The organism is Pseudoalteromonas sp. OOF1S-7 (assembly GCF_022347765.1).
In the GTDB taxonomy this organism is placed as follows: domain Bacteria; phylum Pseudomonadota; class Gammaproteobacteria; order Enterobacterales; family Alteromonadaceae; genus Pseudoalteromonas.
The window spans coordinates 69,667-94,979 of record NZ_JAKRFZ010000017.1 but is presented as its reverse complement, the minus strand read 5'-3'; the positions used below and the strand labels follow the sequence as shown (position 1 = coordinate 94,979).

The window sequence follows — 25,313 nt, the reverse complement described above, 5'->3', positions numbered from 1 at the left end:
TTCATGAACTACGCTCCTTACGCTGGCTTTGTTTGATTAGCTCTGCCAGTTTTTGCTCATCTTCAGGACTCCAGCTTTGCTTTCGGGCGGCTTTTTTCTGCCTGAATAAAATAAAGCCAAAACCCAGTACCAGGATCACCACAGGCATGACCCACAATACAATCGTGGCAGGTGTGACAGGTGGCTGGTAATGAACAAAATAACCGTAACGGTCGATCATAAAGTCGATAACTTCTTGCTTAGACTTGCCTTCCTGAACCATGTCCAGCACGCGGTCACGTAAGTCTTTGGCGACCACTGCATCAGAATCCGCAATGTTTTGGTTCTGACACTTAGGACATCTCAGTTCCTGCACCAGCTCTTTAAAGGTCTGCTCTCGTTCGGCGTTTTTAAACTGGTATTTGTCTTCAACAGCGTTGGCACTGAGCGACCACAGGCCTGCCAGTAATGCCAATGCCAGCATTAGTTTTTTCATGGTTGCAACTCCTGAATTGCCGGAGCAAATTTGCTGCGCCATACACGCGGGTTAATGTCGCCGGTGTGGTGTAAAATAATCTTACCGTTCTTATCTACCAGGAAAGTTTCCGGCGCACCGGAGACCCCTAAATCGAGCGCCAGTGTGCGCTCCAGATCGAGAATATTAAACTGATAAGGGTCACCTGCCCGCGACAGCATTTGCTGTACGTCGGCACGCAGGTAGTTGATATCAAACTGATCGCCAAAGTCTGGATCATAGGCTTGCTCGTAGTACAAACCGATGATCCGCACCCCCTGCTCGCGCAGCTCAGTCAGATAACCCAGCTCCGCAATGCAGGTCGGACACCAGGTGCCCCACACATTCAGCAGGTATACCTCACCCAGCAGGTCCTTATCGGTCCAGCGCTTTTGCTCATCCATCAGGTCAGGCAACTCAAACGCCGGCATGGTGTGACCCAGGCGGCCGGTTTGCAGTTCCCTGGGGTTTCCAAACAAACCCTGATACAAGAACACACACAACAATACAAAGATCAGCAGTGGCACCAGGCCTAAAAACTTTTTGTTCATTATGCGTGCTCCACAGAAATTTGCTTACGGCGACGATAACGCTTATCGGTCAGGACAATAAAACCCGCCAGGGAGATCAGAACACCGCCCAGCCACATCCAGCGAACGTATGGCTTGTGGTAAATACGCAGTGACCAGGCACCATTGCCCATAGACTCACCGAGCGCCAGATACAAGTCACGGAAGAAACCATCATCAATCGCGGCCTCGGTCATAAACTGCATACCCACATCGTACAGACGTTTTTCTGCATGTAATAAGGTCACATACTCACCATCTTTAAACACAGTCACTTCACCGGCATGGCCGCCATAGTTAGGCCCACGGATCTCGTTCACCCCTTCAAAGCGATACTCATACTCATTCAACGTCGCAGTTTCGCCTTTTGTCATCACCACTGAGCGTTCAACAGAATACGCTGACGTCAGCGTCACACTGGCAATCACAAACGCAATACCCACATGACCCAGCACCATCGCCCAGTAGCTCATGCCCAGACGTTTCAGACCCTGAGCCGTGCTTGGGTGCACACTGACTTTTTCAACCAGGTCTACCACAGTCGCGATACCGATCCACACCGCTAATCCGGTAGCCAGATAGGTCAGCGTGCTGATGTCATCAAAACTGGAGAATAGCCAGGTACTGGTGATCACGATAGTGGCAACAAAAATAGCGGCCCATTTTTTAGCCAGTGGTGGCAACTTGTTCTGTTTCCAGCGCAGCATAGGCGCCATGCCCATTAAGATGGCGAACGGTACAATCAATATGGCAAACATCTGGTTAAAGAAAGGCACACCAATCGAGATGGAACCCAGTCCCAGTTCTTTGTGGATCATCGGCAGGAGCGTTCCCAGCAATACTATCAGGGTTGCCACGACCAGGAAGATGTTATTCACCCACAGCCCGACTTCGCGTGACACAAGCTTGTAGCGACCTTCGCTATAAACCTGACTCACACGTAGCCCATAAAGTGCCAGACTTCCACCCACCACTAAGGCCAGGAAAGACAGAATAAACAAACCACGATCCGGATCGGTGGCAAACGCGTGTACCGATACAATGATGCCAGAACGAACGATAAAGGTACCTAGCAGACACAAACTAAATGCGGCAATGGCTAACAATACAGTCCAGGATTTGAATACGCCGCGTTTCTCTGTAATAGCCAGCGAGTGCAGTAATGCTGTTGCCACCAGCCAGGGCATCAAAGAGGCATTTTCAACCGGATCCCAGAACCACCAGCCGCCCCAGCCCAGTTCAGCATAAGCCCACCAGCTACCTATGGTAATTCCTAAGGTTAAAAAACCCCATGCCGCCATGGTCCAGGGACGCGACCATTTAGCCCAGGTATTATCCAGCTTGCCAGTTAACAGTGCGGCAATTGCAAAAGAGAAAGACACAGATAATCCCACATAGCCCATATAGAGCAAAGGGGGGTGAATGATCATGCCAGGGTCTTGCAGCAGCGGGTTCAAATCGCGGCCTTCAACCGGGTAATAAGGCAGCAAACGCTCAAACGGGCTCGACATCCACAAAGTGTATAGCATAAAGCCGACACCCAGAAAGCCCAGCACACCCAGTACGCGAGCACGCAGTACCCAGGGCAGCGATTTAGACATCATGGCAACTAACGCCGTCCAGCTCGCCTGCATCACCAGCCACAACAGGATCGCACCTTCGTGACCACCCCAGGTCGATGTAACCTTGTAGTACCATGGCAAGGTACTGGAAGAGTGATGTGCAACGTAAGCGACGGTAAAGTCATCAGTCAGTGTGATGTAAATCAGCACACCAAAAGAAAATAACACCAGTAAACACTGGCCCACGGCCAGTGACGGGGCCGTGCGCATCAGACGCAGGTTACCGGTATAAGCGCCCCAGAGAGGAAAAATACACAACAGCAGGCTCAGGCCCATGGCCAGAACCAATGAAAAATAACCTATCTCAGGGATCATATTAGTTCTCGCTGTTTAAATTATATTTAGGTTTTTCGTGCTTGATCCCTTTCACGGCCTCAGCGATCTCAGCTGGCATATACTCTTCATCGTGTTTTGCCAGCACTTCAAATGCTTCAATGACATTCGGTTCAACCAATGTACCCTGAGCAACAATGCCCTGACCTTCACGGAACAAATCTGGCAAAATACCGTGGTACTTGATAGTGACCATTGGGCCGGTGTCAATGAGCTTAAAGGTCACATCCAGAGACGTTTCCTCTCGGTTCACACTGCCAGGTACAACCATGCCACCGATGCGCAGCTTTTGCCCGATATAAGGCAGCTCTTTTTCAGGACCTTTACCTTCAATCAGCTCACTGGGCGTATAGAAAAGGTTGATGTTTTCCTGCAACGCATACAGGGTCAGACCCACCGCTGAGCCGATCCCGAACACCACGGCCAATACAGCAAATAAGCGTTTTTTACGTCTTGGGTTCATGCTTTAGCCTCCTCTTGGGCCTGCTTGATGCGCGCTTCACGCTTCATTTGTGCTTCGACTTCACGCTTAATGCGCTTGGCATCGTTTAATGACGCCCATACCAATCCCAGCAGTATAGCGGCGCAGCTGCCAAACGATAGCCATACATAAAAGGCGTAACCGCCCATGTGAAAAAAGTCGCTCAAAGATTCAAACTGCATACTTAACCTCGACTAACCAGCTGGCGCACCCAGGGGCGGTGCTTCTCTACCTGAAGGATCTCGTTTTTTAGACGGACCAGCGACAGCGCGCCAACAAAGGCGGCAAATCCCAGAATATTGATCAGTAACGGCCACAACATGGACGAGTCGATCGCAGATGTATCAAACTTGGTGATGGTAGAGCCCTGATGCAGGGTGTTCCACCACTCGACAGAAAAATGGATGATAGGCAGATTGATCACCCCTACGATGGCCAGAATACAGGCCGCTCTGCCACCTGACTTTTTGTCCTCAAAGGCGTGATACAAAGACAATACACCAAAATACAAAAACAACAGGATCAACTCAGACGTTAACCGTGCGTCCCAGACCCACCAGGCACCCCACATAGGTTTACCCCAGGCAGCACCGGTGATAAGCGCAATGGCCGTCATCGCGGCACCGACCGGCGCAATGGCTATCACGGCCAGCTCAGCATTACGGAGCTGCCATACCAACGCAACGATTGCGGCAATGGCCATAGACGAATACGCCCCCATAGACAAAATAGCCGAAGGCACATGAATAAAGATAATGCGATAGCTGTCCTTTTGCTGATAATCGGCCGGGGCAAATGCCAGGCCCCAGATCCATCCTACGGCGATACAGACCGCCGTCACGGTAACAAAGTACGGAAGCAAGGTGTTACACAATTTGTAAGCACGCTCCGCTTTGGCATAGGGATGTAACCACTTCCACATTTTAACTTACACTCACTCTTAAAGCTGACGATATGGCAATTGGCGCCGTAACAATGGCAACGGCCAGCATGGCACCAAGGATCGCAAGTTGTCCGCCATAAGCGACCGACATACTGGCGGTATCTATGGCAGAGGTTGCGAAAATCAGAACCGGGATATACAAAGGCAAAACAAGCAGACTCATCAAAATACCGCCTTTTTGCAGACCCACGGTTAATGCGGCGCCTATGGCGCCAATAAAACTTAATAACGGCGTTCCAATCAACAAAGTCAGAATGGTTGCGCCTAGCGCCTGACTGTCGAGGTTCATCAACAGCGCAAACAAAGGTGCCATCAGCACCATAGGCAATCCGGTGATGGTCCAGTGTGCAGCCACTTTGGCCAGCACAGACAAAGACACAGGATAGGGTGAAGCTATCATTTGCTCCAACGATCCATCGGCATAATCATCGCGAAATAGCTTGTCCAGACCCAGCATGGTCGACAGCAACGCGGCTACCCAAATGATACCTGCCGCCATGCGCCCCAGCAAGGCCGGTTCGGGTCCAATTGCCAACGGAAATAACGAAATAACTATCAGAAAAAACAGAAGTGGGTTTACGATTTCGGCGCGCTGGCGAAACGCCAAAGTCACATCTTTACGATAAACAGCGACAAATAAATGCCAGTAAGAATGCTCAACCTTCATTAATGGCGGTACTCCAGAGCCAGGGTTTTCAGGGAGCTGAACTGAGTCGTCAGATCCTGGTGGGTGGTCAGTAAAATGGCGCCGCCATTTGCCAGATGCGATTCAAACTGCCGTTGCAGCAGCGCGACGCCTTTTTTGTCAAGTGCGGTAAAGGGCTCATCGAGGATCCACAGACGGGCTTTATTCAGCCACAGCCGCACCAGTGCAACCCGACGTTGCTGTCCCGCGGACAGGGTCCGAACAGGCACATCTTCCAGCCCAACCAGGCCAAGCTGACCCAGCAAGGTATAGATTTCATCTTCGCCTGCCCCGTAACCGTGCACTTGCAACCAGTACTGAACGTTTTCATAGGCTGTCAGTTGCTGATTTACGCCGGTTTTGTGCCCGATAAACAACAAAGACTCAGCGAAGGTGTCGTAATCCCGACAGATGTCCTGGCCTTCAAAACAGATCTGGCCTGCATCGGCACGGGCAAAACCCGCAATAATACGTAATAAAGACGTTTTACCTGCGCCATTTGGGCCTTCAACTTGCATGATCTGACCCGCCTGAAGCGAAAAACTCAATGACTCAAATAAACAGCGGTCCTGTTTTACACACGTGACGGACTTAATCTCTAGCAAGGCGCGACTCTCTGACGCTAAAAAATTGGGCGTTAGTCTATCATAATGGTAGGGTAATACGAATAATTGGATGCGACCGATCAACGAAAATTTGATTTAAAATAATGAATAAGCCGACGATTTCTATTCAAAACAATGCTCATTTGGCTACATCACAGCTGAATGAACGCGGGTCATCAGCAAACCCCACCGCAGCGACAGAACAGACCTTTAATGCCCGCAATTTGGTGATCAAACCCGACAGCATTCAAATGGAGGTGACTATAGATGGCCGCTGGCAAGGCGTACGACTGGCCAGTCAGAGCCAGTTGCAGCAGCCGCTGAAATTACCCGAAGCCGAGGTCAAGCTCAGTGCCGACGGCACACTGCTGACGGTCAGCACACCAGAACTGAAGCTACAGATCAAACCCGCGCAAACTCTGTTGAGCCTGTTGAGTCTCATCAAAGGGCTTGGTGGACAAAGCGCTTTGCAGCTGGATGCACAGCTTAAGGGCAGCAATCAGCCGACTTTAATACTGGAAAAAATTGGCCTGGCGCTGCCGGTTCCCCCAGCCCTGGCCGACTTGCTCAAGCAAGAGAATAAACTCATCGCCAACCTCAGTGCACGGCAGAATAACTTGCTGCTACAGATTTTTAATGCCTTTGGCGATGAGCTGATGAAAGCACCAGTTAGTAAACACAAACTAACTTCTTTACTGGCGCAACTTGGCAGTCAGAAGCAACCCAAGATTAAGCTTGGCCGCAGCAGCGCCACATTACAGCTTGCCAACCAACAGGTTGAAGTAAAGACCCCAGAAGCCCAGGGTGCGCTGAAGCTCAACAGCTGGTTCAATGCTCAGCTAAAAGCCCAGCCCGATGGATTACAAATCGGCGTAGCCAGGCAATCAACTGAGGTAAAACTGGCCACGCCTTTACAGCAGGCACTGCCCAAACTGGCCACACACCGTTTCGCCGCCGAGCTGGAGAAAGCCATTAGCCCTGCACCTGACAGTAAATCAACACTCAGCTACGACAAACCTTTGCTCAATGTGTCGATGGCGGACATCAAACAGACGGTCAAACAAGCCATTGGACAGTGGTTGTCACGGCCGTTTTTCACTTTATCTGTGCCACAATCAGCTACGACGGTACTTAAAACACAGAATACCACATCAGCTCAGCCTGCTATGACGGGAGCCGGGCAAAATATAACGCAGGTGTCGCCCCCACCACGTGCCGCTTTATCCCAAATGACATCCAGCCCTGCCGCACTGGTCTTAAAAAACATGGCGCCTCTACATAGCCAGCCACTACTCCAGCTACTGGACAATATAGAGCAAGTATTCACTAACATAAATAAACAGGGCGCCCCAAAAGGTATTCTACAGACACCATCCGCGCCGCCTGCTGGACCCGTTACTGAACGCAGTACCGGTGCGACGCAAGCCTCAGCGGCGACAACCGAACCAAGCAAACTCATTAAGGCATCATCACAAACGCCATTGGTCTCACCAGCACAGGTTCCTGCTGCAGCTGCAACACCTAAAGGGGCTCAGCCAGCGCCCTCTGTAGCAACGGATAAAGCAATAATTCCGACGCCCTCTTCACCTCAGCTGTCCAATGCCTTTTCTCAGCGACTGGCACTGCTACAGCAGGTATTCGCAGCCGTGGTCCCTCAGCTACCAAAACCTTATAGCGCGCAACAGCTCATAAGCCCACAATTGCAACAGACGCTGACTTTGGAGCAAGGCTCTGCTGGTAAATCTGTTGCGCCCGAAGCTGCAGGTAGACCCGCAGAGAGCCAGCCAAGCCAAATGAGCTCGGCAAAAGCTGAGCAGGCAGCGTCGGCCAAACCCAGTTTATCTCTGCCAATCGCCCAGATCCTGAGCAAAACACTGCGCCAGATAGAAGCAACCCCGGCACAATCAGGCCCCCCACTGCAACAGCAGCTCAGTGAAACCCTGTCTGCAACGCAGCAATTTCGCAGTCCCCAATCGGCCGACCTGATGCGCCTGGTGCATCAGGCCTTTAGTAAAATGATGGACGAAACGCGCCACTCCCCGGAGCAGGTCAGTCATGAACTGTTTGCCCGGCTGCCGGCGCTTGCCAGCCAGATCCAGCCCACTTTACCAAACAATAGCTTTGCGCAGGCACTGGATAAGCTCATAGTGACTTTACTGGGTACCCAACTTACAGCCAAAGCCCAGGACTTACCACCGCAAACCAGTCTGGAACAGCGCGTTGCAACCCTGGTCGAAACCCTGCAACCCGGCACTAAACTCTCTGCACCCGGGCAGTTTATTCAGGCGGTGACCCAGCAAGCCCAGTCTCGTCTGATGGATGACCTGGCGCTGTTACAGAACAACCTGGCCAATAATGCCAGCCCACCGCCGCTGGCACAAAAATTTGACAGTGAAAGTCAGTTACTGATTAATTTGTTTATGCCCCTCAAGTTGCCACAGGAATGTCGCCAGAGCGAGCTTCAGATTGGTAAATACAAAAAACCGGCCAAAGCCAATATGCCGGAAAAACAAGTCTGGTTTGTGCGGCTTAACTTCGACTATGCAAAACTTGGCCAGCTAAGTGTGCAAGCTGAGTTGATGGACAAAGCCGTCGATTGCGAGATTGTTGGTGACAGCGCGTCGGTTTGCCAGCTGGCCCAGCCGCATCTGGATGCGCTACGCAGTAAGCTGGCCGCACATGGTCTTCAGGTTGGTGAAATAGAACTGCGCGAAGATGCCTCTCAGGTAAAACGTTTTTATGACAGCCACGCCATCGTGAGTATTCAGGTGTAACCCAAATTTTACTCATCTACATTGACGATCAACCGGGCTCCTTTCGCTTTTGACCATATGTTCTACAGTTGTAGCGCAAGTATGACTTGCCTGACACTACATCACATATGCAAAGGAGAACGCTATGTCTTCGCACCATCCACATCTTGGCTGTGCCTGTTGTAACTACCAGTTGTTTGGCCATGCCGTACAAGGCGATCACAGCCATTCAGCAAAGGGGATTTTCGCTCTTGATAAACTACTGATTGCCGCAGAACACTACATTGATGATTACATTGCCAATCAGTTTGACAGACCGCCCCAGCAGCACAAGATTTTTTACGGCGGCACCATTCGTACCCTCGAAAATGGTGATGTCACCAAGACGGTTGACGCCGTGGTCATTGAGCATGGGCAAATAGTCCATACGGGTAGCCTGACTGACTGTCAAAACCAGTACCCACACGCCGACTCCGAAGATTTACAAGGGGCCTGTATGTTACCCGGGCTGATTGAACCGCATGTTCACCTGACTCCCACGGCATCTTTTAACGCCTGGCTGCAGCTCGCACCGTTCAGAGAAGGGGTTGAAAGTGGCGGAGATAACAATGATCAGTACTTAATCGGCAAAGACTACAACAAGGAGTCTGTGTCTAAGCTGTTACTCAAAGCGGCAAAAGCACTTCCCTCTCGTCGCAAATGGCTTTTAGCCTTTGGTGTCGACCCCAGCCAGTTTAACCCAATCACGACAACGCCTGCGGACGGCTCTGTCAGTCCAACGCCCTGGGAGGATTTCAACAGCGCTGAGCTGGATGACATCAGCACGCAAGCGCGTTCGGGTAAAGACGATGATATCTGTATTTTTATTATGAATGCATCAGGCCATGTCGCTTACGTCAATACCAATGCGCTTAAAGCTGTGCAACACGCACAGAAATCAGGTGAGTTGCCCGTCAACGAAAATGGTATCTTACTCGAATCGGATCAAATTGGTCCGGTGATCAAGGTCGCACTGGAGCAGTACTTTGTGGAGCACCCTCAGGGCATTACCGAGCTGTTTGGTAATTTACAAAAGATCTTTAAACTCGCGTTATCACGAGGTGTTACCTTAATGTGGGATGCAGCCCTCGGTGCCTCTTTGAAAAACGCTGAACTGGAGATATTAAGTAAAATGGCCAGCAGCGGCCTTGCCGGGTTGCGCCTTGGCGGTGCGTTATTCTATACAACAGCTGATCAGTGGAGCAAAATCACGCCATCCGAACCCGCCCATTACCATACGGACTGGTTCAATATTGCCCATGCCAAAATCGTCAGCGATGGCTCTAACCAGGGCCTGACCGGATATCAGCTCACCAAGTATCAATTCCCGGACAGTAATATTAACGATGCATTCCCCTATGGCGTATGGAATTTCAACCCGCCGGATGATGAAGCGGCTGCAAAGGCAGAGTCTCCGTTTCTGGCGCTGGTGGGCAAATTAGATAAGCGGGGCTGGCCGCTGATGATCCACGCTAATGGAACACATGCCATAGACAACACCATCATGGCATATCGTGATGTGCTTCATAACCAGGAAAAAGCGGGCCTGGAAAAACGCCATCGCATCGAGCATGCTTCTTTACTGAGCGACCAAAACCTGGCTGATATGAACTACCTTGGTCTGTCACCAAGCTTTTTGATCGGGCATGTGGGCTACTGGGGTTATACCTTCAAGCATAAGGTGTTTCCTCAGCAGAGCGTTGTCGAACATCTCGATCGCACCGCCTCCGCCAGTCAAAACGCACTACGTTATACCTTGCACAGCGACCACTTTGTTTCTCCAATTGGTCCATTGCGTATGATGGAGCAAGCCGTAACCCGTATGATGGAAGACGCGCCAGAGGAGGCCTACCAAAATGGCCATCCTCCTGTTCTCAATGAGCAAGAATGTGCCACCATGGCTCAGGCCCTGCGCGCGGCGACCTATGATGCAGCCTGGCAATGTCATATGGATCATCTCATCGGTGAATTGGTGGTTGGTAAACAGGCCGACCTGGTTATTCTGGATGAAGATCCCTTAACACGCCCCGCAGTCGGACTGAGAGATGTGCCGGTCCGTCAGACCTGGGTAAATGGCAGGTTGTGTCATCAGATTTAATCCCGCTATGCCCTACTCAGGTAGGGCGTTTAACGGCTGGTGTCCCAACGAGTTACATGCTAATTTGGTATAAGTGAAGTCAAAGTAGATAAGCTCCGTGGAACAAAAAACCGCCATTGGCCTGTTATATGAAGCTGGTAAGTCACCCGAAGTCGTCTGTAAGGGCTTTGGCGAACTCGCCGAAGAGATCATTACACTCGCAAAAGAAAAAGACATCATGATCCATGAAGATGCCACTTTGGTCCAGACACTCAGCCAGCTCGACCTGCACGAAGAAATACCCAAAGAACTCTATTACGTGATTGCAGAGCTAATCGCGTTCTCTTACGTACTGCGCGGCAAATTTCCCCCCGGCTGGAAACACTTTCAGGGCAAATTGAATATCAAAGCCTGAGTACACGATTTCCATACAATATGTTTTGGCCGCAAGCTTCTGCAGGCTAATGATTAGCCGTCTTGGCCCACATATAAATTCCTGACATTTAATTTAATATACTGACATATATAATTATTCCCCCCTTACCTGTCGTTTATCTGACTGACTTTGTCGCCCCCGTTAATGCCCCAGCCCCCTCTGCTAACCTACCATTTCACCGTCCCGTCGGACAGATCATTTAAGGCAAAAACGGTAGAGGAAAATACCATGTCACACATCAAACTATTAATGAATTCGGCGCTGGTGATTGGCGCTTTGGGTATTCTGGCGACTTCCGCTCCTGCGGAAGCGAAACGTTTTAGAGTTAAAAACTGTACAAACATTGAATGGGTGCAAGTGGCATCTTATAACAGTTCAGACAGCTCGATGTTTTCTCCTCACAGTAAAAAACAGGTTAAATCCGGAGAGACTGCACAATTAAAATGTGATTCAAATCGCTGCCGCTTTGAAGTACAGGACACACGGTTTAGTTATCGCAAGGGGAAAATTGGCAAACGTAAATGGCTGAAACTGGACATTACCCGACATGGCAACATGCAAAACTATTTTTATGCCTCTGTGAGCAAAAATGAGCCCGAGTGCTAGCAACCATAACACGGGGCAGCCCTTCAATGTGCTTCCTCGTGTAACTCAATCGAACTCAATGTAAGTATTCATTATGAGCAAAGTCGCATTTGTCGCAGCAACTAGCCTGATTATTCATGGACTGATGGCACTTGTCTGGGTGACGTCCGACCCGCAACCCGTTGCGCAAAACCTTTATAATCGGATGTGTCACAGTGCTGAGCAATCTCCCAATGAAGGCCACATTACGCATCAACCACAATTACAGGTACCAATCAGTATTGGTACGCAGCCCCAGATAACACCGGTTTCACAAGCAACACAACTCGAAGCAGCCTCTTCCACTCAACTGGTTAGTCAGGCACTCGTAAGTTTGAAAATTGAGTTAAACAAACGCTTGCACTCGACAGAGCAGCCACATGTTTTGTTAACCTTAACTGAGCAAGCATTACTCTTAAAACAACCAGAGTTACTCTTTGAGCATACGAATAAAATTCTGCACCAGTCACAGTCCCTAGATGCACTGCAGCAAGAAGACTTACTGATCTTACTGGAAAATGTACTACAACCTGAGCATCTCGAAGCACTCATACCTTATTTAACGTCACAATACGAAGATGTTCAGGAGGAAGCATTAATAAGGTTGCTGGAAATCAAGGATGCACCTGAAATTGAATCGCATCTGAGCTATCTGGCCAATTATGGTTTAACCCTTTGGGTGAGAGAAGAAGCGGAAAAACAGCTGAATATGCTGCATACTCGTTTGCCTGTAAAAGCCTATTCATCAGAATGACCAGGCATCTTTGTCTGTAATCCACTTTTATTGCACACTTTCAGACTATGTTATTCTGGGTTGTTTATTAATTACTGAATTTCATCGCTGAGACACTATGGACGCTGCACAAAATCCCTTCATCACAGTCAGCAATACCCGGATGCAAACCATTATCAATGCGGTAGGTATTCTGGGCCTGATTGTACACGCTTTGCTGATTGTCGACTTTATCATTCTCGCGATCCCTGAGTTGATTGTACTGGAAATCTTCAGCACCCTTATCTGGTATATCGCACTTCGCTTAAACCGTACTGACAACACATCAGGTGCGGTGCTGTTGATGGTCGCAGAGGTGCTGGTTCACTCTACAGTCGTCGTACTATACTTGGGTCTGGCACCAGGTTTCCAGCACTATTTATGGGCCGCAGTCCCCTTCATTCTGTTTTACCGAAAAATACCTTTGTGGGGCATTATAACCTGTACTTTGTTGTGTATGGGCCTGTTTGTCGCCTGCTACCTGTTTGCTCAGGATATTGAGTACACCTATGCCTACGCTGAGCTACTCCCCTATATTCATGTATCCAATGTGATCATTGCCTTTATGGCGCTGGGACTCACTTGTTTTCATTTTTACAATGCGACAATAGAAGCGGAACAGGAAATTGCTAAAATGGCGGCTGAGAAAGTACAGCTGACAGAAGAGACTCTTACAAAGAAAAATACCTTTTTTGCTAACGTATCCCATGAGTTCAGAACACCTTTAACACTTATTACTGGTCCACTTGAGTCAATCATAGCAAGTACTGATACACAGTCTCAGAAACCCCTGCAAAAAATCCTGACCAATGCTAAACGTCTGCAAAGATTAGTAGAGCAAACCTTGGAGCTGACAAAGTCTGATTTCATTCTGCCAGAAGCTAGTCATACTCTGGCGCTAAACACATTAGCAGAACAAATAAGCGGGGCTTTTAGTACGGTAGCTGGGGAAAAGCATATTGAGATTCAGTGCGATACAGACTTTGACTGCCTGGTTGATATTGCAGTGCAAGATGCCGAAGCCATTGTCTGTAATCTACTATCCAATGCAATTAAATATTCAAAACCTTGCAGCGAGATCCGGATAAAGTGTACGCTGGCCACTAATAAGGTGCAGCTTAGCGTCTGTGATTCTGGCATTGGTATCGCACCGGAAGACCAGCAGCGTATTTTTGAGCGCTTTGTACGTCTTGATACATCTATGACAAACACAGTGGCAGGTACAGGCATTGGGCTTGCATTAGTCAAAGACCTGGTACAGCGGGCACAGGGCCAAATCACAGTGCATAGCGATGGTATTTCAGGAACACAGTTTACTGTCACCTTCCCACTGAGCAGCAAAAACCCCAACATTGACAGTACCTTGCAGACAAGCGACGTAGTTACACTGGAGCAAGTAAACTTGCGACATCAAATCATACCAAGTGCGATACAAAACACCGACGAAAATACACAGCACCAGCCTTGTATCCTGATTGTTGAAGACAACCCGGATATGCGATCTTACCTGGCAGATTGTCTTCGTGGCTCGTATCAAATGTTGTTTGCCAGTGAGGGAGAAAGCGGCTTCGCCCTGGCAAAAACGCATGTACCCGATCTCATTTTGTCTGATCTGATGATGCCAAAAGTAGATGGATTTCAATTTGCGCAACTTCTACGTGAAGAGATCACGACCTGCCACATTCCTATACTGATGCTCACCGCAAAAGGCGATGAAGAAAGCCAAATTCAGGCATGGAAAATGGACATTGATGCCTTTATGAGCAAGCCCTTTAACGCAGAACGACTGCGAACTCGCATTCTTAACTTACTCAATATACGCAGTCTGATCAGTCAAAGAATTGGCGAGCAGCGCAACCCCCTGGTCACCAAAATACAACAAACCGAAAGATACGCCGGGATCAGTGACAAAGACTCCCAATTTATTGAACAGTTGGAACAATGGTTAGCGGCACACTATGCAGATCAAAGTTTAACGATAAAAGCGATTTTACCCACAGTTGCCATGAGCGAACGACAGCTACAGAGGAAGTTCAAAGCTCTGTTAGGTCAGACTTTCTCTGAGTACGTCAAAAAGTTCAGACTTAATAAAGGAGCGGAAATGCTGTCAGACGGCATGAGTGTTACGCAGGTTGCTTTTGAGTGTGGCTTCTCGTCACAAAGCTATTTTAGTCTGTGCTTTAAAGCACAGTATGGCATAGCACCTAGCCAGTTTCATCCGCAATCCAGGCTCAGCTAAACAGCTTATACCAATTTGCTTGATAAAGTGTTCTGTTTTGAGGCGAGAAGATATAGTCGGTAACCAGGCAAAAATTTGCGAACTTATACCTTAGGTAAAGGTTCTAAATGAGAAATATTTAACACAGTTAGCGTCAAATTGAACAGGTATTAAGTGAAATTGGTATAAAAATAATGATGAGCAGCCAACGGCATAGACACGGGTCTGTTTATCGTTGGCTGATGATGAACAACACTAAGATTGTTTATTGTGTAGGGACATTAACAACTCGGCTTCTGCGCGGGGTAGTTCACACTCTCGCATGATCTCTTCTATGTCTGCGCCCAGTTCAACCATTTTGACTGCGCGAGAATAAATCTTCGCATCCGGATCGTCATACTTTTGCGCGGCCTGTTGCTGGGCCAGATCCTTTGCGTAGTTCTCGCAGGCTACCAGGCGTTTGCCAATACTCAATACACTGGCACGCACTTCGGCGATTTCACTGCGTAAAATAGCCACTTGTTCGTTTTCTCGCTTCACATGCTGAAGCAATTTGCCATGCTCATTATTTTGTTGTTGTACTTTTTTACTCAGTGCAAAAATAAACCCCAAGCACACTAAACATAGCAGGCTTGAGGCAATGACCAGGAGCAATAAAATCTCGTTTTGGGTTACTGCTTGCACGGGTTATATATGGCTCAACTCATCCCACTCATCATCACTGAGTAGTTTGTTCAAATCAACCAGGATCAGTAACTCACCTTCACGGTTAGACACGCCCTGAATAAACTTAGCACTCTCTTCAGTACCAATGTTTGGCGCGCTATCAATCTCAGAGCTGCGCAGATAAACCACTTCCGCAACGCTGTCGACCAGAATACCAACGACCTGCTTTTCGGCTTCAATGATCACGATCCGAGAGTTGTCGGTGACTTCTGAACTTGGCAACCCAAAGCGAGAGCGGGTATCGATGACAGTAACCACGTTACCACGTAGATTGATGATCCCAAGCACGTAAGTTGGCGCACCCGGTACCGGGGCAATCTCGGTATAGCGTAATACTTCCTGAACCTGCATTACGTTAATGCCGTAGGTTTCATCCTCTAGCTTATAGGTAACCCACTGAAGGACTTCATCATTACTATCTGCATTTTTATCAGCCGAAAGTATTCTCTCTTGACTCATGATTTTACTCCAGTTAGATGCTAGTTACTGCTCTCGGCTATCGAGGCCATGCTCTAGCAATCGATTTAAATTCTCAACATCTATCAGTGCGCACATCTTTTCTTTAATGACGCCCGCCAGCCATGGCCTTTTACCATCGGCTGTTCGCCATTTCACGTCTTCTGGTTTTAACGTAATATTATTGACCAGATTTTCGGCTAACAACCCCCACTGGCTATCGCCCAGCATGATCAAGTACTGGTAATCCAGCTTCTCTTCCAGCTCAGGAGTGAACTTTTCCGGCATCACCCAACGGGCTGTATCCACAACGTTGAGTTTTTCTTCCCGGTTAAGCATCACCCCCTTAAACCATTTTGGCTTACCAAACAATTGATTAACTTCGGTAAGTTGATGTATACCCCCGAGCGACTTCAAAGGGACAGCCAAAGTCAGCCCGGCGACTTCGAAGAACAACGCCTGAAATTCGTTTTCCAGATACGCATCACGCGCACGAGCCGGCACAGCCTGCTCTGCTTCTTCTTTGATAATAGTAGTATTTTCAGTTATCTCAAGATCATCAGCCGGGGTTATTACTTGTGTATCCTCGGTGACTTCCTGAGGTATAACCGTTTCAGTCTGAGCCTCAACAACGGGTTGCTCTGGTGGTGCTTCAGTAACGGCATCCTTTGAACTGGAGACGGCGTTATGCGTTGCAACATGCTCGTCTTTGGCCTCTGGCACAGACTCCAGCAACTTAGCCACCGGCGCTAACGCGACTTCGTCTTCTTCTTCTTCGCGTAATAAAGCACCCAGATACTGTTTCATGACCTGTTCATTGGCAAACAGATGCTTACTCATTACTACCTCTATCTACTTCTGCCAGATGTTCTAATAAGGCACGGTAAGCATAGACACCACGCGATTTTGGACAAAATTGCACTGGCACTTGCTGCGCCAAACTAGCATCTCTGAATTTGGTATCAACCGGGATCACCCCAGGCCAGACTTTGTCCTGATAAGTCTCTACTAAAGACTTATAGGCTTCGAGAGATGCTTTGGTGCGCTTATCATACATAGTTGGCACTATAGTATATTGATATTGCTTGGAATGCGAACTTTGCATTAATGACATTGTGCGCATCATACGATCCAGTCCCTTCAGCGCCAGGAACTCGGTTTGCACCGGGATCAAAATACGCTCGCTCGCAGCCAACGCATTCACCATCAGCACACCAAGTACAGGTGGGCAATCTAAAATGGCATAATCGTAGTGCTCACTGATCTTAGCAAGTGCCTTTTTCAGAATCAGCCCCATACCGGAACGGTTGCCCATGCTGCGATCAAGCGTCGCAATGGCCATGGTCGCCGGCAGTATATCCAGGTTTTCTATGGTTGAGGGGCATAGCGCCTGAAGAATTTCTTCACTAGCCATATTCGAGCCACGAATAAAAATATCGTACACACTGACTTCCAGCTCTTCCGAGTCAATACCAAAGTAGTATGTTAATGAAGCATGCGGATCTGTGTCTATTAGCAATACACGCTTCCCCTGAAGCGCCAGGATCCCACCGAGACTCACTGTCGTGGTGGTTTTACCCACCCCGCCTTTTTGATTCGCTACCGTCCAGATTTTCACGTTATTTTTTTATTCCTTCGGCCAAACACAGACACGCATTGGGGCATAGTTCAGTTATGCGCAGCCTATTTCTTTGTTTATTCTCAGTGCTACATCCTGCAAAGCAATGTCTTCTGACGAAATCCCCGCACTGGCTACAGCCTGTGGCATACCATAGACTACACAGGTTTTTTCATCTTGCGCCCAGATAGTCGCACCACCTTGTTTCAACATTCTGGCACCGTCTCTGCCATCCGCGCCCATACCAGTGAGTATCACAGCTAACACGTCTCCGCCGTAGGCTTTCGCAGTACTGGCAAAAGTCACATCAACACTGGGCTTGTAGGTGATCCTCGGGCTGTCATCTTCAAATACTTTGAGCGTTTTACTCCCACCTCTGGATTCAACCAGCATTTGCTGACCGCCCGGGGCGAGATAAGCAACACCCGGTTGTAAACGATCACCTTGCTCCGCTTCTTTTACCTTGATTTTGCACAGACTATTTAAACGCTGTGCAAATGCCGGCGTGAATGCCGCAGGCATATGCTGGATCAGCAAAATCGGATGCGGAAAGTTTGCAGGCAGCTGCGTTAAAATTGTTTGAAGCGCAACCGGGCCACCCGTTGACGTGCCGATGGCAACGATTTGGTATTTTTTCCCGGACGCCTTAAACGACGCCCCCGAACTGGGCATATCAGCCGCGGGCCGTGAAAATGTACGATCCGGTTGCGCAATCGGCTTAGCCGTTGAGCGTAACCCGGATGAGGCTGGCGTGCTGCGCGAAGGTGCAGGTGTAGGCGACGAGCTAATAGGCCGGGTAAAACGGCTCACGCGACGTCGGCCAATTTCTTTCACTTTGTTTTGCAAAGAGCGGATCGCATCCTCGCTATTGCGGGCAATATCTTCAAACTTTTTCGGCAAAAAATCGACAGCGCCAGCATCAAGCGCATCTAAGGTTGCACTTGCACCTTCTCGGGTCAATGACGAAAACATTAAAATGGGCGTCGGTGAGCTTTGCATGATCTGCTTTACCGCGCTGATCCCATCCATCACTGGCATTTCCACATCCATAGTGATGACATCCGGTCTGAGCCTGGCAGCTTTATCAACCGCTTCTTGACCATTTACTGCAAAGTCAATCACCTGGATTTCAGGATCTTTTTCTAGTATTTCACTCACTCGGCGACGAAAGAAGCTCGAGTCATCTACAACTAATACTTTAACTGCCATTGGCATTGCTCTTTTATTCGTTACAGATCCGAAAAGTGGTGTCACAGACACCACTTTTCGGTATAAATGCGCCAGACAATTACTTGCCGGCGTAATATTTTAACATGCTGGGGACGTCCAGAATGAGCGCGATGCCACCATCTGAGGTGATGGTCGCGCCAGCCATACCAGGGGTGCCTTGCAATAAGGCATCAAGCGGTTTGATCACCACTTCTTCCTGGCCAATCAGTGAGTCCACCACAAATCCAACCTGCTTGGTGCCCATCTGCACTATGACCACGTGCCCTTCGGCTTTACGGGCAGTTCTGTCCGCGCCCTTCACTAACCAGTGTTCCAGATAAAACAATGGGATGGCTTTTTCACGCACTATGATAGTCAACTGACCATCAACCACATTGGTCTTGGTCAGATCCAGATGGAATATTTCACTGACTCCGGCAAGTGGCAGTGCAAATGTCTGCTGACCTATCATCACCATCAGTGTGGGTAGGATGGCCAGTGTCAGTGGCACTTTGATTTCCAGTATGGTGCCTACACCCAGTTCAGACTGGATATTAACAGAGCCATTAAGCTGGGTGATCTTGGTTTTAACCACGTCCATGCCAACACCCCGACCTGAGATGTCGGAAATTTGTTCTTTGGTCGAGAAACCTGGTGCGAAGATCAGATTGTAAGCTTCATTATCCGACAGGCGACTTGCCTGATCTGAGTCGATAACCCCTTTGCTGATGGCAATCTTTTTCAGTTTCTCAGGGTCCATACCTGCACCATCATCACGGATGGTCAATAGAATATGGTCGCCTTCTTGCGAAGCGGATAAAGTGACAGTACCGGTTCTGGACTTCCCTGCGGCTTCACGCACGTCAGGCATTTCAATACCATGATCCACTGAGTTACGTACCAAGTGCACCAAAGGATCGGCCAATGCTTCGACCAGGTTTTTATCCAGATCAGTATCTTCCCCTTCTAGCACTAAGCTAATGTCTTTTTTGAGACTGCGTGCTAAATCGCGTACAACCCGAGGGAAACGACCAAATACTTTCTTAATTGGCTGCATTCGGGTTTTCATCACCGCACCCTGTAAGTCAGCAGTGACGACATCCAGGTTCGAGATAGCCTTTCCCATGGATTCGCTATTGGAGTTATTTGCCAAACTCACCAAACGGTTACGTACTAACACCAGCTCACCGACCATATTCATGATCTCATCAAGGCGCTTAGTATCAACACGAACAGTTGTTTCTGCTTGTGCTGCAGGCTTTTTAGCTGCTGCTTTGGCGTCAGCCGCCGGTTTGTTTTCCGCTGCTGGTTTCGATGCAGGTGCCGGTACTGGTTTAGCAGCAGGGGCACTGGGTGCTTTTGCCGCAGGCGCCGCTGGCTTAGGCTCAGGTTTTGCTGGTGCTTTTGGCGCTGCTACTTCCGTTTCTGTAGACTTTGGCGCTTGTCCCTTACCGTGCAACTCGTCCAGCAAAGCCTCAAATTCGTCGTCATTGATCTCGTCATCGTCACCACTCGACGCAGGCGCTTTTTCAGCAGCTGCGGGTTGTGCCGGTGTCTCTGCCGGCGCAGGCTCTGGTGCAGCGCCAAACTTTCCAACACCGTGTAACTCATCTAACAAACTGTCGAATTCATCGTCTGTGATATCACCGTCATCACTGCTAGCTGGAGCTGACGTCGCGCTGGGTGCCGCCGGGGCTTCTGATGCTGAAGGACCATTACCTGAACCATGCAGCTCATCCAGTAAACTTTCGAATTCTTCCTCAGAAATTTCGTCGATGCTGTCTGAGCTTCCGTCAGCAGCCTCATTAACGGGATCCGATGCCGCATCGAACAGCACATCATCTGCGCTGGGGGTCGCTACAACCGGTTCGGGATCTGGTGCTGTAATCACTTCATCTTCTGACTGTGGCTGGCTGAGCTGATGCAACACTTCCAACAAGTGTGGATCCGCCGGTTCAGGTTGCTCCCTATTTTGAATACATGAGAACATTTCATTGATGGTATCGAGTGACTGTAAAATCACATCCATCAATTCGGGTGTTACCTGACGCTGCCCCTGACGCAGAACATCAAACACGTTTTCCGCACCATGACAGGCATCCACCAGTTCAGTCATACTCAGGAAGCCTGCGCCCCCTTTTACTGTATGGAAGCCACGGAAAATTGCATTTAACAGCTCTTTATCTTCCGGGTTGTTTTCTAGTTCGACAAGCTGCTCAGATAACTGTTCGAGTATTTCCCCAGCTTCAACAAGAAAGTCTTGTAAGATATCTTCATCGACTTCAAAGCTCATTCGCATACTCTCCTATTAGAAGCCCAAACTCGACAACAGGTCATCAACTTCGTCCTGCCCGGATACGACATCATCTCGAGACTCAGCGTCCATAATTGGACCCTCAGGGCCTGATAACTCATCAGCAACGGGGGTGGCTTTAGTTTGTGACTGCGGCTGGGCTGCAGTTTGTTGACTTTCATCTGCACTGCCGAATACGGTCAACAAGTGAATTAGGCTGTCTTCAACTTCACGAACCAGCTCAATGACACGCCGGATCACTTGCCCGGTTAAATCCTGATAATCCTGTGCCATCAAAACATTGGTCATCAGATTCTGTAATTCATCTGTACGGCCTTTTGACGATTGCATAAAACTGTCAAGATCGTGACACAAAGATTTGAACTCTCCGAGCTGGATATCCCGACTCATCAGCCTGTCCCAGGTGGGCTTGATTTCAGAAAGTTCATCGGCAAGTTCTTGGGCTAAGGGAAGACTCGCTTCTACGGCATCCATGGTTTTGTTCGCAGCGCTTTCGGTCATCTCCATGACGTAATTAAGGCGCTGCTTGGCATCTGGAATGGCTTCTGTCGTGAGATCAGCTAAGCGGGTGTCCAACTCAAAGTTCTTCAGCGATTCATGAAGTTGTCGAGTCAGCTTACCTACTTCAGCAAAAAGCTCTGATTGTTCTTTATTAGTGGCCTCAATTAATATCTCATCAGCCTTTTCCTGCTCACCTTGTTCAAGGTATTCAACGAGCAGTTTAGCCTGTTCCAGAGTTATCTGCGGCACAGAAGATGTTGACATAAGCCTACCCTTATCAATACTAGCCTAAACGTTCGAACACTTTTTCTAGTTTGGTTTTCAGGGTGCCTGCCGTAAACGGTTTAACGATATAACCATTGACTCCAGCCTGGGCAGCGGCAACGATTTGTTCTTTTTTCGCTTCCGCTGTAACCATGAGTACTGGGATGTGTTTTAGCTTGTCATCAGCACGAATTGCACGTAGCAAATCGATACCTTGCATGCCGGGCATATTCCAGTCAGTTACGACGAAGTCGAATTCCTGATTTTGCAACATTGGAAGTGCCGTACTGCCATCATCAGCCTCTTGAACATTGGTAAAGCCTAAGTCTCTCAGCAGGTTTTTGATTATTCTTCTCATCGTAGAAAAATCATCAACCACGAGAATTTTCATGTTCTTATCCAAAACTTCCTCCGGTGAGGTTTGAACCTATATTGTAAAACTAACTCTAATTGATCCAGTCATTGATCTTCGCTCTAAGCTTGATCATTGCTTGACCGTGAATCTGACTCACTCGAGATTCGCTGACCTCTAAGATCGCACCAATCTCTTTTAAATTCATCTCGTCGTTGTAATACAAAGACAACACCAGCGCATCGCGTTCAGGTAAAGTCTTGATAGCATTGACTAACGACTCGTTAAAGCGCTCATTTTTAACATTATTGAATGGTTTGTCTAGCGCAAAATCGTTGCCTGCGGGAGAAATTACGTCTTCGTCGACCCCTAGGTCTTCAATGCCGATAACTTTACTCGCATTGACATCATGTAAAATATGATGGTACTCATCTAGCGTAATATCAAGTTTTTCAGCGATTTCAGTATCTTTTGGTTCCCGCCCAAGCACTGCTTCAAGCTCAGCAATGGCTTCAGCAACCATGCGGCCATTTTTGTGCACTGAGCGGGGGGCCCAGTCACCACGGCGGATCTCGTCAATCATTGCACCACGAATTCGAATACCGGCAAACGTTTCGAAACTTGCCCCTTTACTGGCGTCAAAGTTTTTGCAGGCTTCGATCAGCCCAATCATACCTGACTGAACTAAATCATCTAACTGGACACTGGCAGGTAACCTAGCTAACAAATGACAGGCCACCTTTTTAACTAAAGGCGTATGACGCTCTACCACCTTATTAAGGTGGTCCGTCGTTTTATATCCCGCCATGCGGTTGACCGGTGAAGCCATCGTTAACCGTTTACCAATTGCTCAATAAAGAATTCCAAATGACCTGAAGGTTGATGGGGAATGGGCCACTTGACAGCTTTGCTCGCCAGGCCTCTGAATGCCACAGCAGCAGGTGAATTAGGGAACAGCTCAACGATGGTTTTTTGACGGCGTGACGACTTGCGCATATTCTCATCAAACGGGATCGTTGCAACCAGCTCTAAAGCGACATCTAAAAATCGATCGGTGACTTTGGACAGCTTGGCAAACAGCTCCTGCCCTTCACGCAGACTGCGCACCATATTGGCCACAATCTTGAATTTATACACACCATGCTCGCGACTCAATACTTTGATCAGTGCATAAGCATCCGTAATTGAAGTTGGCTCGTCACAAACCACTACCAGGACATCCTGCGCAGCACGTGAGAAGCTTAAAACCATATCGGAGATGCCCGCCGCTGTATCGACGATTAAAATGTCAAATTCACTGCTCAACTCGCTGAACGCGCGGATCAAGCCGGCATGCTCGGCTGGCGTTAATTCAACCATACTCTGCGACCCCGACGTGGCCGGTACGATGCGGATCCCAGCCGGACCCTCAACCAGAATTTCGTCCAGTTCGCATTCACCAGACAAGACATGAGATAAATTTTTCTCAACTCTTAGGCCCAGCATAACGTCACAGTTAGCCAGACCTAAGTCAGCATCAAGCACCAAGACCCGATTACCCTGCTGTCCTAACGCGATGGCAGTGTTGAGGGATACATTGGTTTTACCTACTCCACCTTTACCACCAGTCACTGCGATTACTTTTACACTGTGGTTATTTTTTTGGTTCATTCTCCGCAGGCCACTTGCTTGATCTAAAACTGTATTAATCATACATTCCTACTGTCTGGGACGCCACTGGTACACGTCGCGAATGTTGTGCTTTTGTTCTCTTTAAATACAATTGCTCAGCCTTTTTGACTAACTTCTGAGCATTTGCCACACGAATGTCTTCAGGCACTCGCTGACCATTGGTAAGATACCCTATTGGCAGACGATTTTGAATCGCTATGCTAATTATCTCACCTAAACTTAGACTTTCATCAAGTTTTGTAAAAATACAACCACTTAAATTGACTTTTTTGAAGTGATTGACGGTTTCTTGCAGTACATGCATCTGTGCAGTCGCACTTAATACCAGGTAGCTGCGAATGTCAACACGGCTGCTACGCATCAATGTGTTTAATTGTTCAGTCAGGCGCAAATCACGCTGACTCATACCGGCCGTGTCTATTAATATTAGACGCTTATTGCGCAAATGATAAAGAACCTCAGCAAGTTCATTGGCATCTTTTACTTGCTTGACTGGACAGCCGATGATCCGACCATAGGTTGCCAGTTGCTCATAGGCCCCTATACGATAGGTATCCGTGGTGATGAGCGCAACATTATCTGCACCATATTTTTGCGCACCCAGTGCTGCTAATTTTGCAACTGTAGTGGTTTTACCAACTCCAGTTGGCCCAACCATGGCATACACACCGCCCTGCCGAAGAATGTCATTGTTGGTTGTATGCATCTGATTAACGACCATGTTAAGTAGCGCATTCCATGCCTCTTTGCGGGAAACATCATCCGGAATGAAACAAGCCATCTGCTCCGCAACTTCTGCGCCAATCCCCATGCCTTTCAAACGATCTACCAGGCAGGCACGCGTCGGGTCACGGCGCGCCATTTCCTGATTCATCAGTCCGGACAGCTGAAACTCAAGCAGCTGACGAATGGCATTCATCTCATCGCGCATTGAAGACATTTCATTTTCGCTGACTTTTTTCTGCGCCGCAGGCTCATCGCCAAAGCCCTGATCTAAATCATCGCCAAACTCCCAGGATGACGCTGTATCACGGGCGTCAAAATCATGACTCGGCGCGTCATAGCGTGGCTGACGCGTTGTCTGAGGCGTCGCTTTAGCTGGCACTTCATTGTGCTGCTGTGATCCAAACATATCATCGGTATTGATACCAGATTGAGAAAACATCGATGCAAGCTCGGGCGACTTAGGACGAGGGGCTTGACGCTCCAGCAAGGCTTCAAGGCTGTCTGCAACCTGCGCCTGCTTCTGAGGCTCTGCACGACGAGGCTGAGGACGAACCATTCTCGCGGGCTGGCTGTAGCCATGCTGGGCGCTTTGCTGAGGCGCAACCTGACGCGGTGCCGCTTGCTGGGGAGCTGCTTGTTGAGGAGCGGGCTGCGAAGGCTGAGATGCAGGCGCACGGTCATTATCAACCGCAGCGACAATCTCGACGCCGTCAGCTAACTTCTTGTTAGACATGATCACCGCATCAGCACCTAGTTCTTCTTTTACTTCTTTCAAAGCCGTACGCATATCTTTTGCAAAAAAACGTTTAATCTTCATGGTCAGCCC

25 protein-coding genes are annotated in these 25,313 nt (G+C 48.7%); 6 read left to right on the top strand and 19 right to left on the bottom strand.

Features of this window, described 5'->3' with window-relative positions:
- Window position 1 precedes the first annotated feature (1 nt).
- The 8 genes from MHN33_RS19750 to ccmA are packed head-to-tail and all read right to left on the bottom strand — an operon-like array spanning window position 2 to window position 5,731.
- Window positions 2–475 carry a cytochrome c-type biogenesis protein gene (locus tag MHN33_RS19750; RefSeq protein WP_239400600.1) on the bottom strand — a complete coding sequence of 158 codons (474 nt, stop codon included), beginning with the start codon at window positions 473–475 and terminating at the stop codon, window positions 2–4.
- The gene (locus MHN33_RS19745; protein ID WP_239400598.1) at window positions 472–1,044 is read right to left on the bottom strand and encodes a redoxin family protein; all 573 of its coding nucleotides are present in this window, start codon (window positions 1,042–1,044) and stop codon (window positions 472–474) included. The genes MHN33_RS19750 and MHN33_RS19745 overlap by 4 nt, the downstream gene beginning before the upstream one ends.
- On the bottom strand, window positions 1,044–2,999 hold the full coding sequence (locus tag MHN33_RS19740) for a heme lyase CcmF/NrfE family subunit (protein WP_239400596.1): 1,956 nt from the start codon (window positions 2,997–2,999) through the stop codon (window positions 1,044–1,046). Before MHN33_RS19740 ends, MHN33_RS19745 begins: the two co-directional genes overlap by 1 nt.
- Window position 3,000: 1 nt before the next feature.
- Window positions 3,001–3,480: a cytochrome c maturation protein CcmE gene (ccmE, locus tag MHN33_RS19735; RefSeq protein WP_239400594.1), complete on the bottom strand. Its 480-nt coding sequence runs from the start codon at window positions 3,478–3,480 to the stop codon at window positions 3,001–3,003.
- A complete protein-coding gene (gene ccmD / locus MHN33_RS19730) occupies window positions 3,477–3,680 on the bottom strand; it encodes a heme exporter protein CcmD (RefSeq protein ID WP_239400592.1) in 204 nt (67 codons plus the stop codon). The genes ccmE and ccmD overlap by 4 nt, the downstream gene beginning before the upstream one ends.
- Window positions 3,681–3,682: 2 nt before the next feature.
- A complete protein-coding gene (locus MHN33_RS19725) occupies window positions 3,683–4,420 on the bottom strand; it encodes a heme ABC transporter permease (RefSeq protein ID WP_239400590.1) in 738 nt (245 codons plus the stop codon).
- 1 nt (window position 4,421) lies between these two features.
- The gene (gene ccmB, locus MHN33_RS19720; protein ID WP_239400588.1) at window positions 4,422–5,108 is read right to left on the bottom strand and encodes a heme exporter protein CcmB; all 687 of its coding nucleotides are present in this window, start codon (window positions 5,106–5,108) and stop codon (window positions 4,422–4,424) included.
- Window positions 5,108–5,731, bottom strand: coding sequence for a cytochrome c biogenesis heme-transporting ATPase CcmA (gene ccmA, locus MHN33_RS19715; protein WP_239400586.1), 624 nt, complete (start codon window positions 5,729–5,731; stop codon window positions 5,108–5,110). The genes ccmB and ccmA overlap by 1 nt, the downstream gene beginning before the upstream one ends.
- Before the next feature lie 104 nt (window positions 5,732–5,835).
- On the opposite strand from ccmA, the gene MHN33_RS19710 reads away from it, so the two are divergent.
- The 6 genes from MHN33_RS19710 to MHN33_RS19685 all read left to right on the top strand — a co-directional run bounded on the left by MHN33_RS19710 (window position 5,836) and on the right by MHN33_RS19685 (window position 14,671).
- Window positions 5,836–8,505 (top strand): flagellar hook-length control protein FliK, encoded by a 2,670-nt coding sequence (locus MHN33_RS19710; protein WP_239400584.1) that lies wholly within the window; start codon window positions 5,836–5,838, stop codon window positions 8,503–8,505.
- A 124-nt stretch (window positions 8,506–8,629) separates the two neighbouring features.
- Window positions 8,630–10,621, top strand: a complete 1,992-nt coding sequence (locus tag MHN33_RS19705) for an amidohydrolase family protein (protein ID WP_239400582.1) — start codon at window positions 8,630–8,632, stop codon at window positions 10,619–10,621.
- Between the two features lie 97 nt (window positions 10,622–10,718).
- Window positions 10,719–11,015 carry an EscU/YscU/HrcU family type III secretion system export apparatus switch protein gene (locus MHN33_RS19700; RefSeq protein WP_239400580.1) on the top strand — a complete coding sequence of 99 codons (297 nt, stop codon included), beginning with the start codon at window positions 10,719–10,721 and terminating at the stop codon, window positions 11,013–11,015.
- Window positions 11,016–11,264: 249 nt separating this feature from the next.
- Window positions 11,265–11,642 (top strand): hypothetical protein, encoded by a 378-nt coding sequence (locus MHN33_RS19695; protein WP_239400578.1) that lies wholly within the window; start codon window positions 11,265–11,267, stop codon window positions 11,640–11,642.
- Between the two features lie 73 nt (window positions 11,643–11,715).
- Entirely contained in the window at window positions 11,716–12,414 is a 699-nt protein-coding gene (locus MHN33_RS19690) for a hypothetical protein (RefSeq protein ID WP_239400576.1), read from the top strand.
- Between the two features lie 97 nt (window positions 12,415–12,511).
- A complete protein-coding gene (locus tag MHN33_RS19685) occupies window positions 12,512–14,671 on the top strand; it encodes an ATP-binding protein (protein ID WP_239400574.1) in 2,160 nt (719 codons plus the stop codon).
- Window positions 14,672–14,905: 234 nt separating this feature from the next.
- Here the strand turns inward: MHN33_RS19685 and MHN33_RS19680 are convergent, their stop codons facing one another.
- The 11 genes from MHN33_RS19680 to flhF all read right to left on the bottom strand — a co-directional run bounded on the left by MHN33_RS19680 (window position 14,906) and on the right by flhF (window position 25,304).
- Window positions 14,906–15,334 carry a DUF2802 domain-containing protein gene (locus tag MHN33_RS19680; RefSeq protein ID WP_239400572.1) on the bottom strand — a complete coding sequence of 143 codons (429 nt, stop codon included), beginning with the start codon at window positions 15,332–15,334 and terminating at the stop codon, window positions 14,906–14,908.
- Window positions 15,335–15,337: 3 nt separating this feature from the next.
- Complete coding sequence (locus MHN33_RS19675; protein ID WP_010385708.1) at window positions 15,338–15,835, bottom strand: chemotaxis protein CheW; 498 nt, start codon at window positions 15,833–15,835, stop codon at window positions 15,338–15,340.
- Window positions 15,836–15,859: 24 nt separating this feature from the next.
- Window positions 15,860–16,672 carry a chemotaxis protein CheW gene (locus MHN33_RS19670; protein WP_239400570.1) on the bottom strand — a complete coding sequence of 271 codons (813 nt, stop codon included), beginning with the start codon at window positions 16,670–16,672 and terminating at the stop codon, window positions 15,860–15,862.
- A complete protein-coding gene (locus tag MHN33_RS19665; RefSeq protein ID WP_239400568.1) occupies window positions 16,665–17,450 on the bottom strand; it encodes a ParA family protein in 786 nt (261 codons plus the stop codon). The genes MHN33_RS19670 and MHN33_RS19665 overlap by 8 nt, the downstream gene beginning before the upstream one ends.
- Window positions 17,451–17,504: 54 nt before the next feature.
- Window positions 17,505–18,659: a chemotaxis response regulator protein-glutamate methylesterase gene (locus tag MHN33_RS19660; RefSeq protein ID WP_239400566.1), complete on the bottom strand. Its 1,155-nt coding sequence runs from the start codon at window positions 18,657–18,659 to the stop codon at window positions 17,505–17,507.
- A gap of 79 nt (window positions 18,660–18,738) precedes the next feature.
- Window positions 18,739–20,952, bottom strand: a complete 2,214-nt coding sequence (locus MHN33_RS19655) for a chemotaxis protein CheA (RefSeq protein ID WP_239400564.1) — start codon at window positions 20,950–20,952, stop codon at window positions 18,739–18,741.
- Between the two features lie 15 nt (window positions 20,953–20,967).
- Window positions 20,968–21,738: a protein phosphatase CheZ gene (locus MHN33_RS19650; protein ID WP_125720806.1), complete on the bottom strand. Its 771-nt coding sequence runs from the start codon at window positions 21,736–21,738 to the stop codon at window positions 20,968–20,970.
- A gap of 19 nt (window positions 21,739–21,757) precedes the next feature.
- A complete protein-coding gene (cheY, locus tag MHN33_RS19645; RefSeq protein WP_010385696.1) occupies window positions 21,758–22,141 on the bottom strand; it encodes a chemotaxis response regulator CheY in 384 nt (127 codons plus the stop codon).
- A gap of 43 nt (window positions 22,142–22,184) precedes the next feature.
- Window positions 22,185–22,919, bottom strand: a complete 735-nt coding sequence (locus tag MHN33_RS19640; RefSeq protein ID WP_239400562.1) for an RNA polymerase sigma factor FliA — start codon at window positions 22,917–22,919, stop codon at window positions 22,185–22,187.
- A gap of 2 nt (window positions 22,920–22,921) precedes the next feature.
- On the bottom strand, window positions 22,922–23,782 hold the full coding sequence (locus MHN33_RS19635; RefSeq protein ID WP_046003902.1) for a MinD/ParA family protein: 861 nt from the start codon (window positions 23,780–23,782) through the stop codon (window positions 22,922–22,924).
- Window positions 23,775–25,304, bottom strand: a complete 1,530-nt coding sequence (gene flhF, locus MHN33_RS19630; RefSeq protein WP_239400560.1) for a flagellar biosynthesis protein FlhF — start codon at window positions 25,302–25,304, stop codon at window positions 23,775–23,777. Before flhF ends, MHN33_RS19635 begins: the two co-directional genes overlap by 8 nt.
- Window positions 25,305–25,313 lie beyond the last annotated feature (9 nt).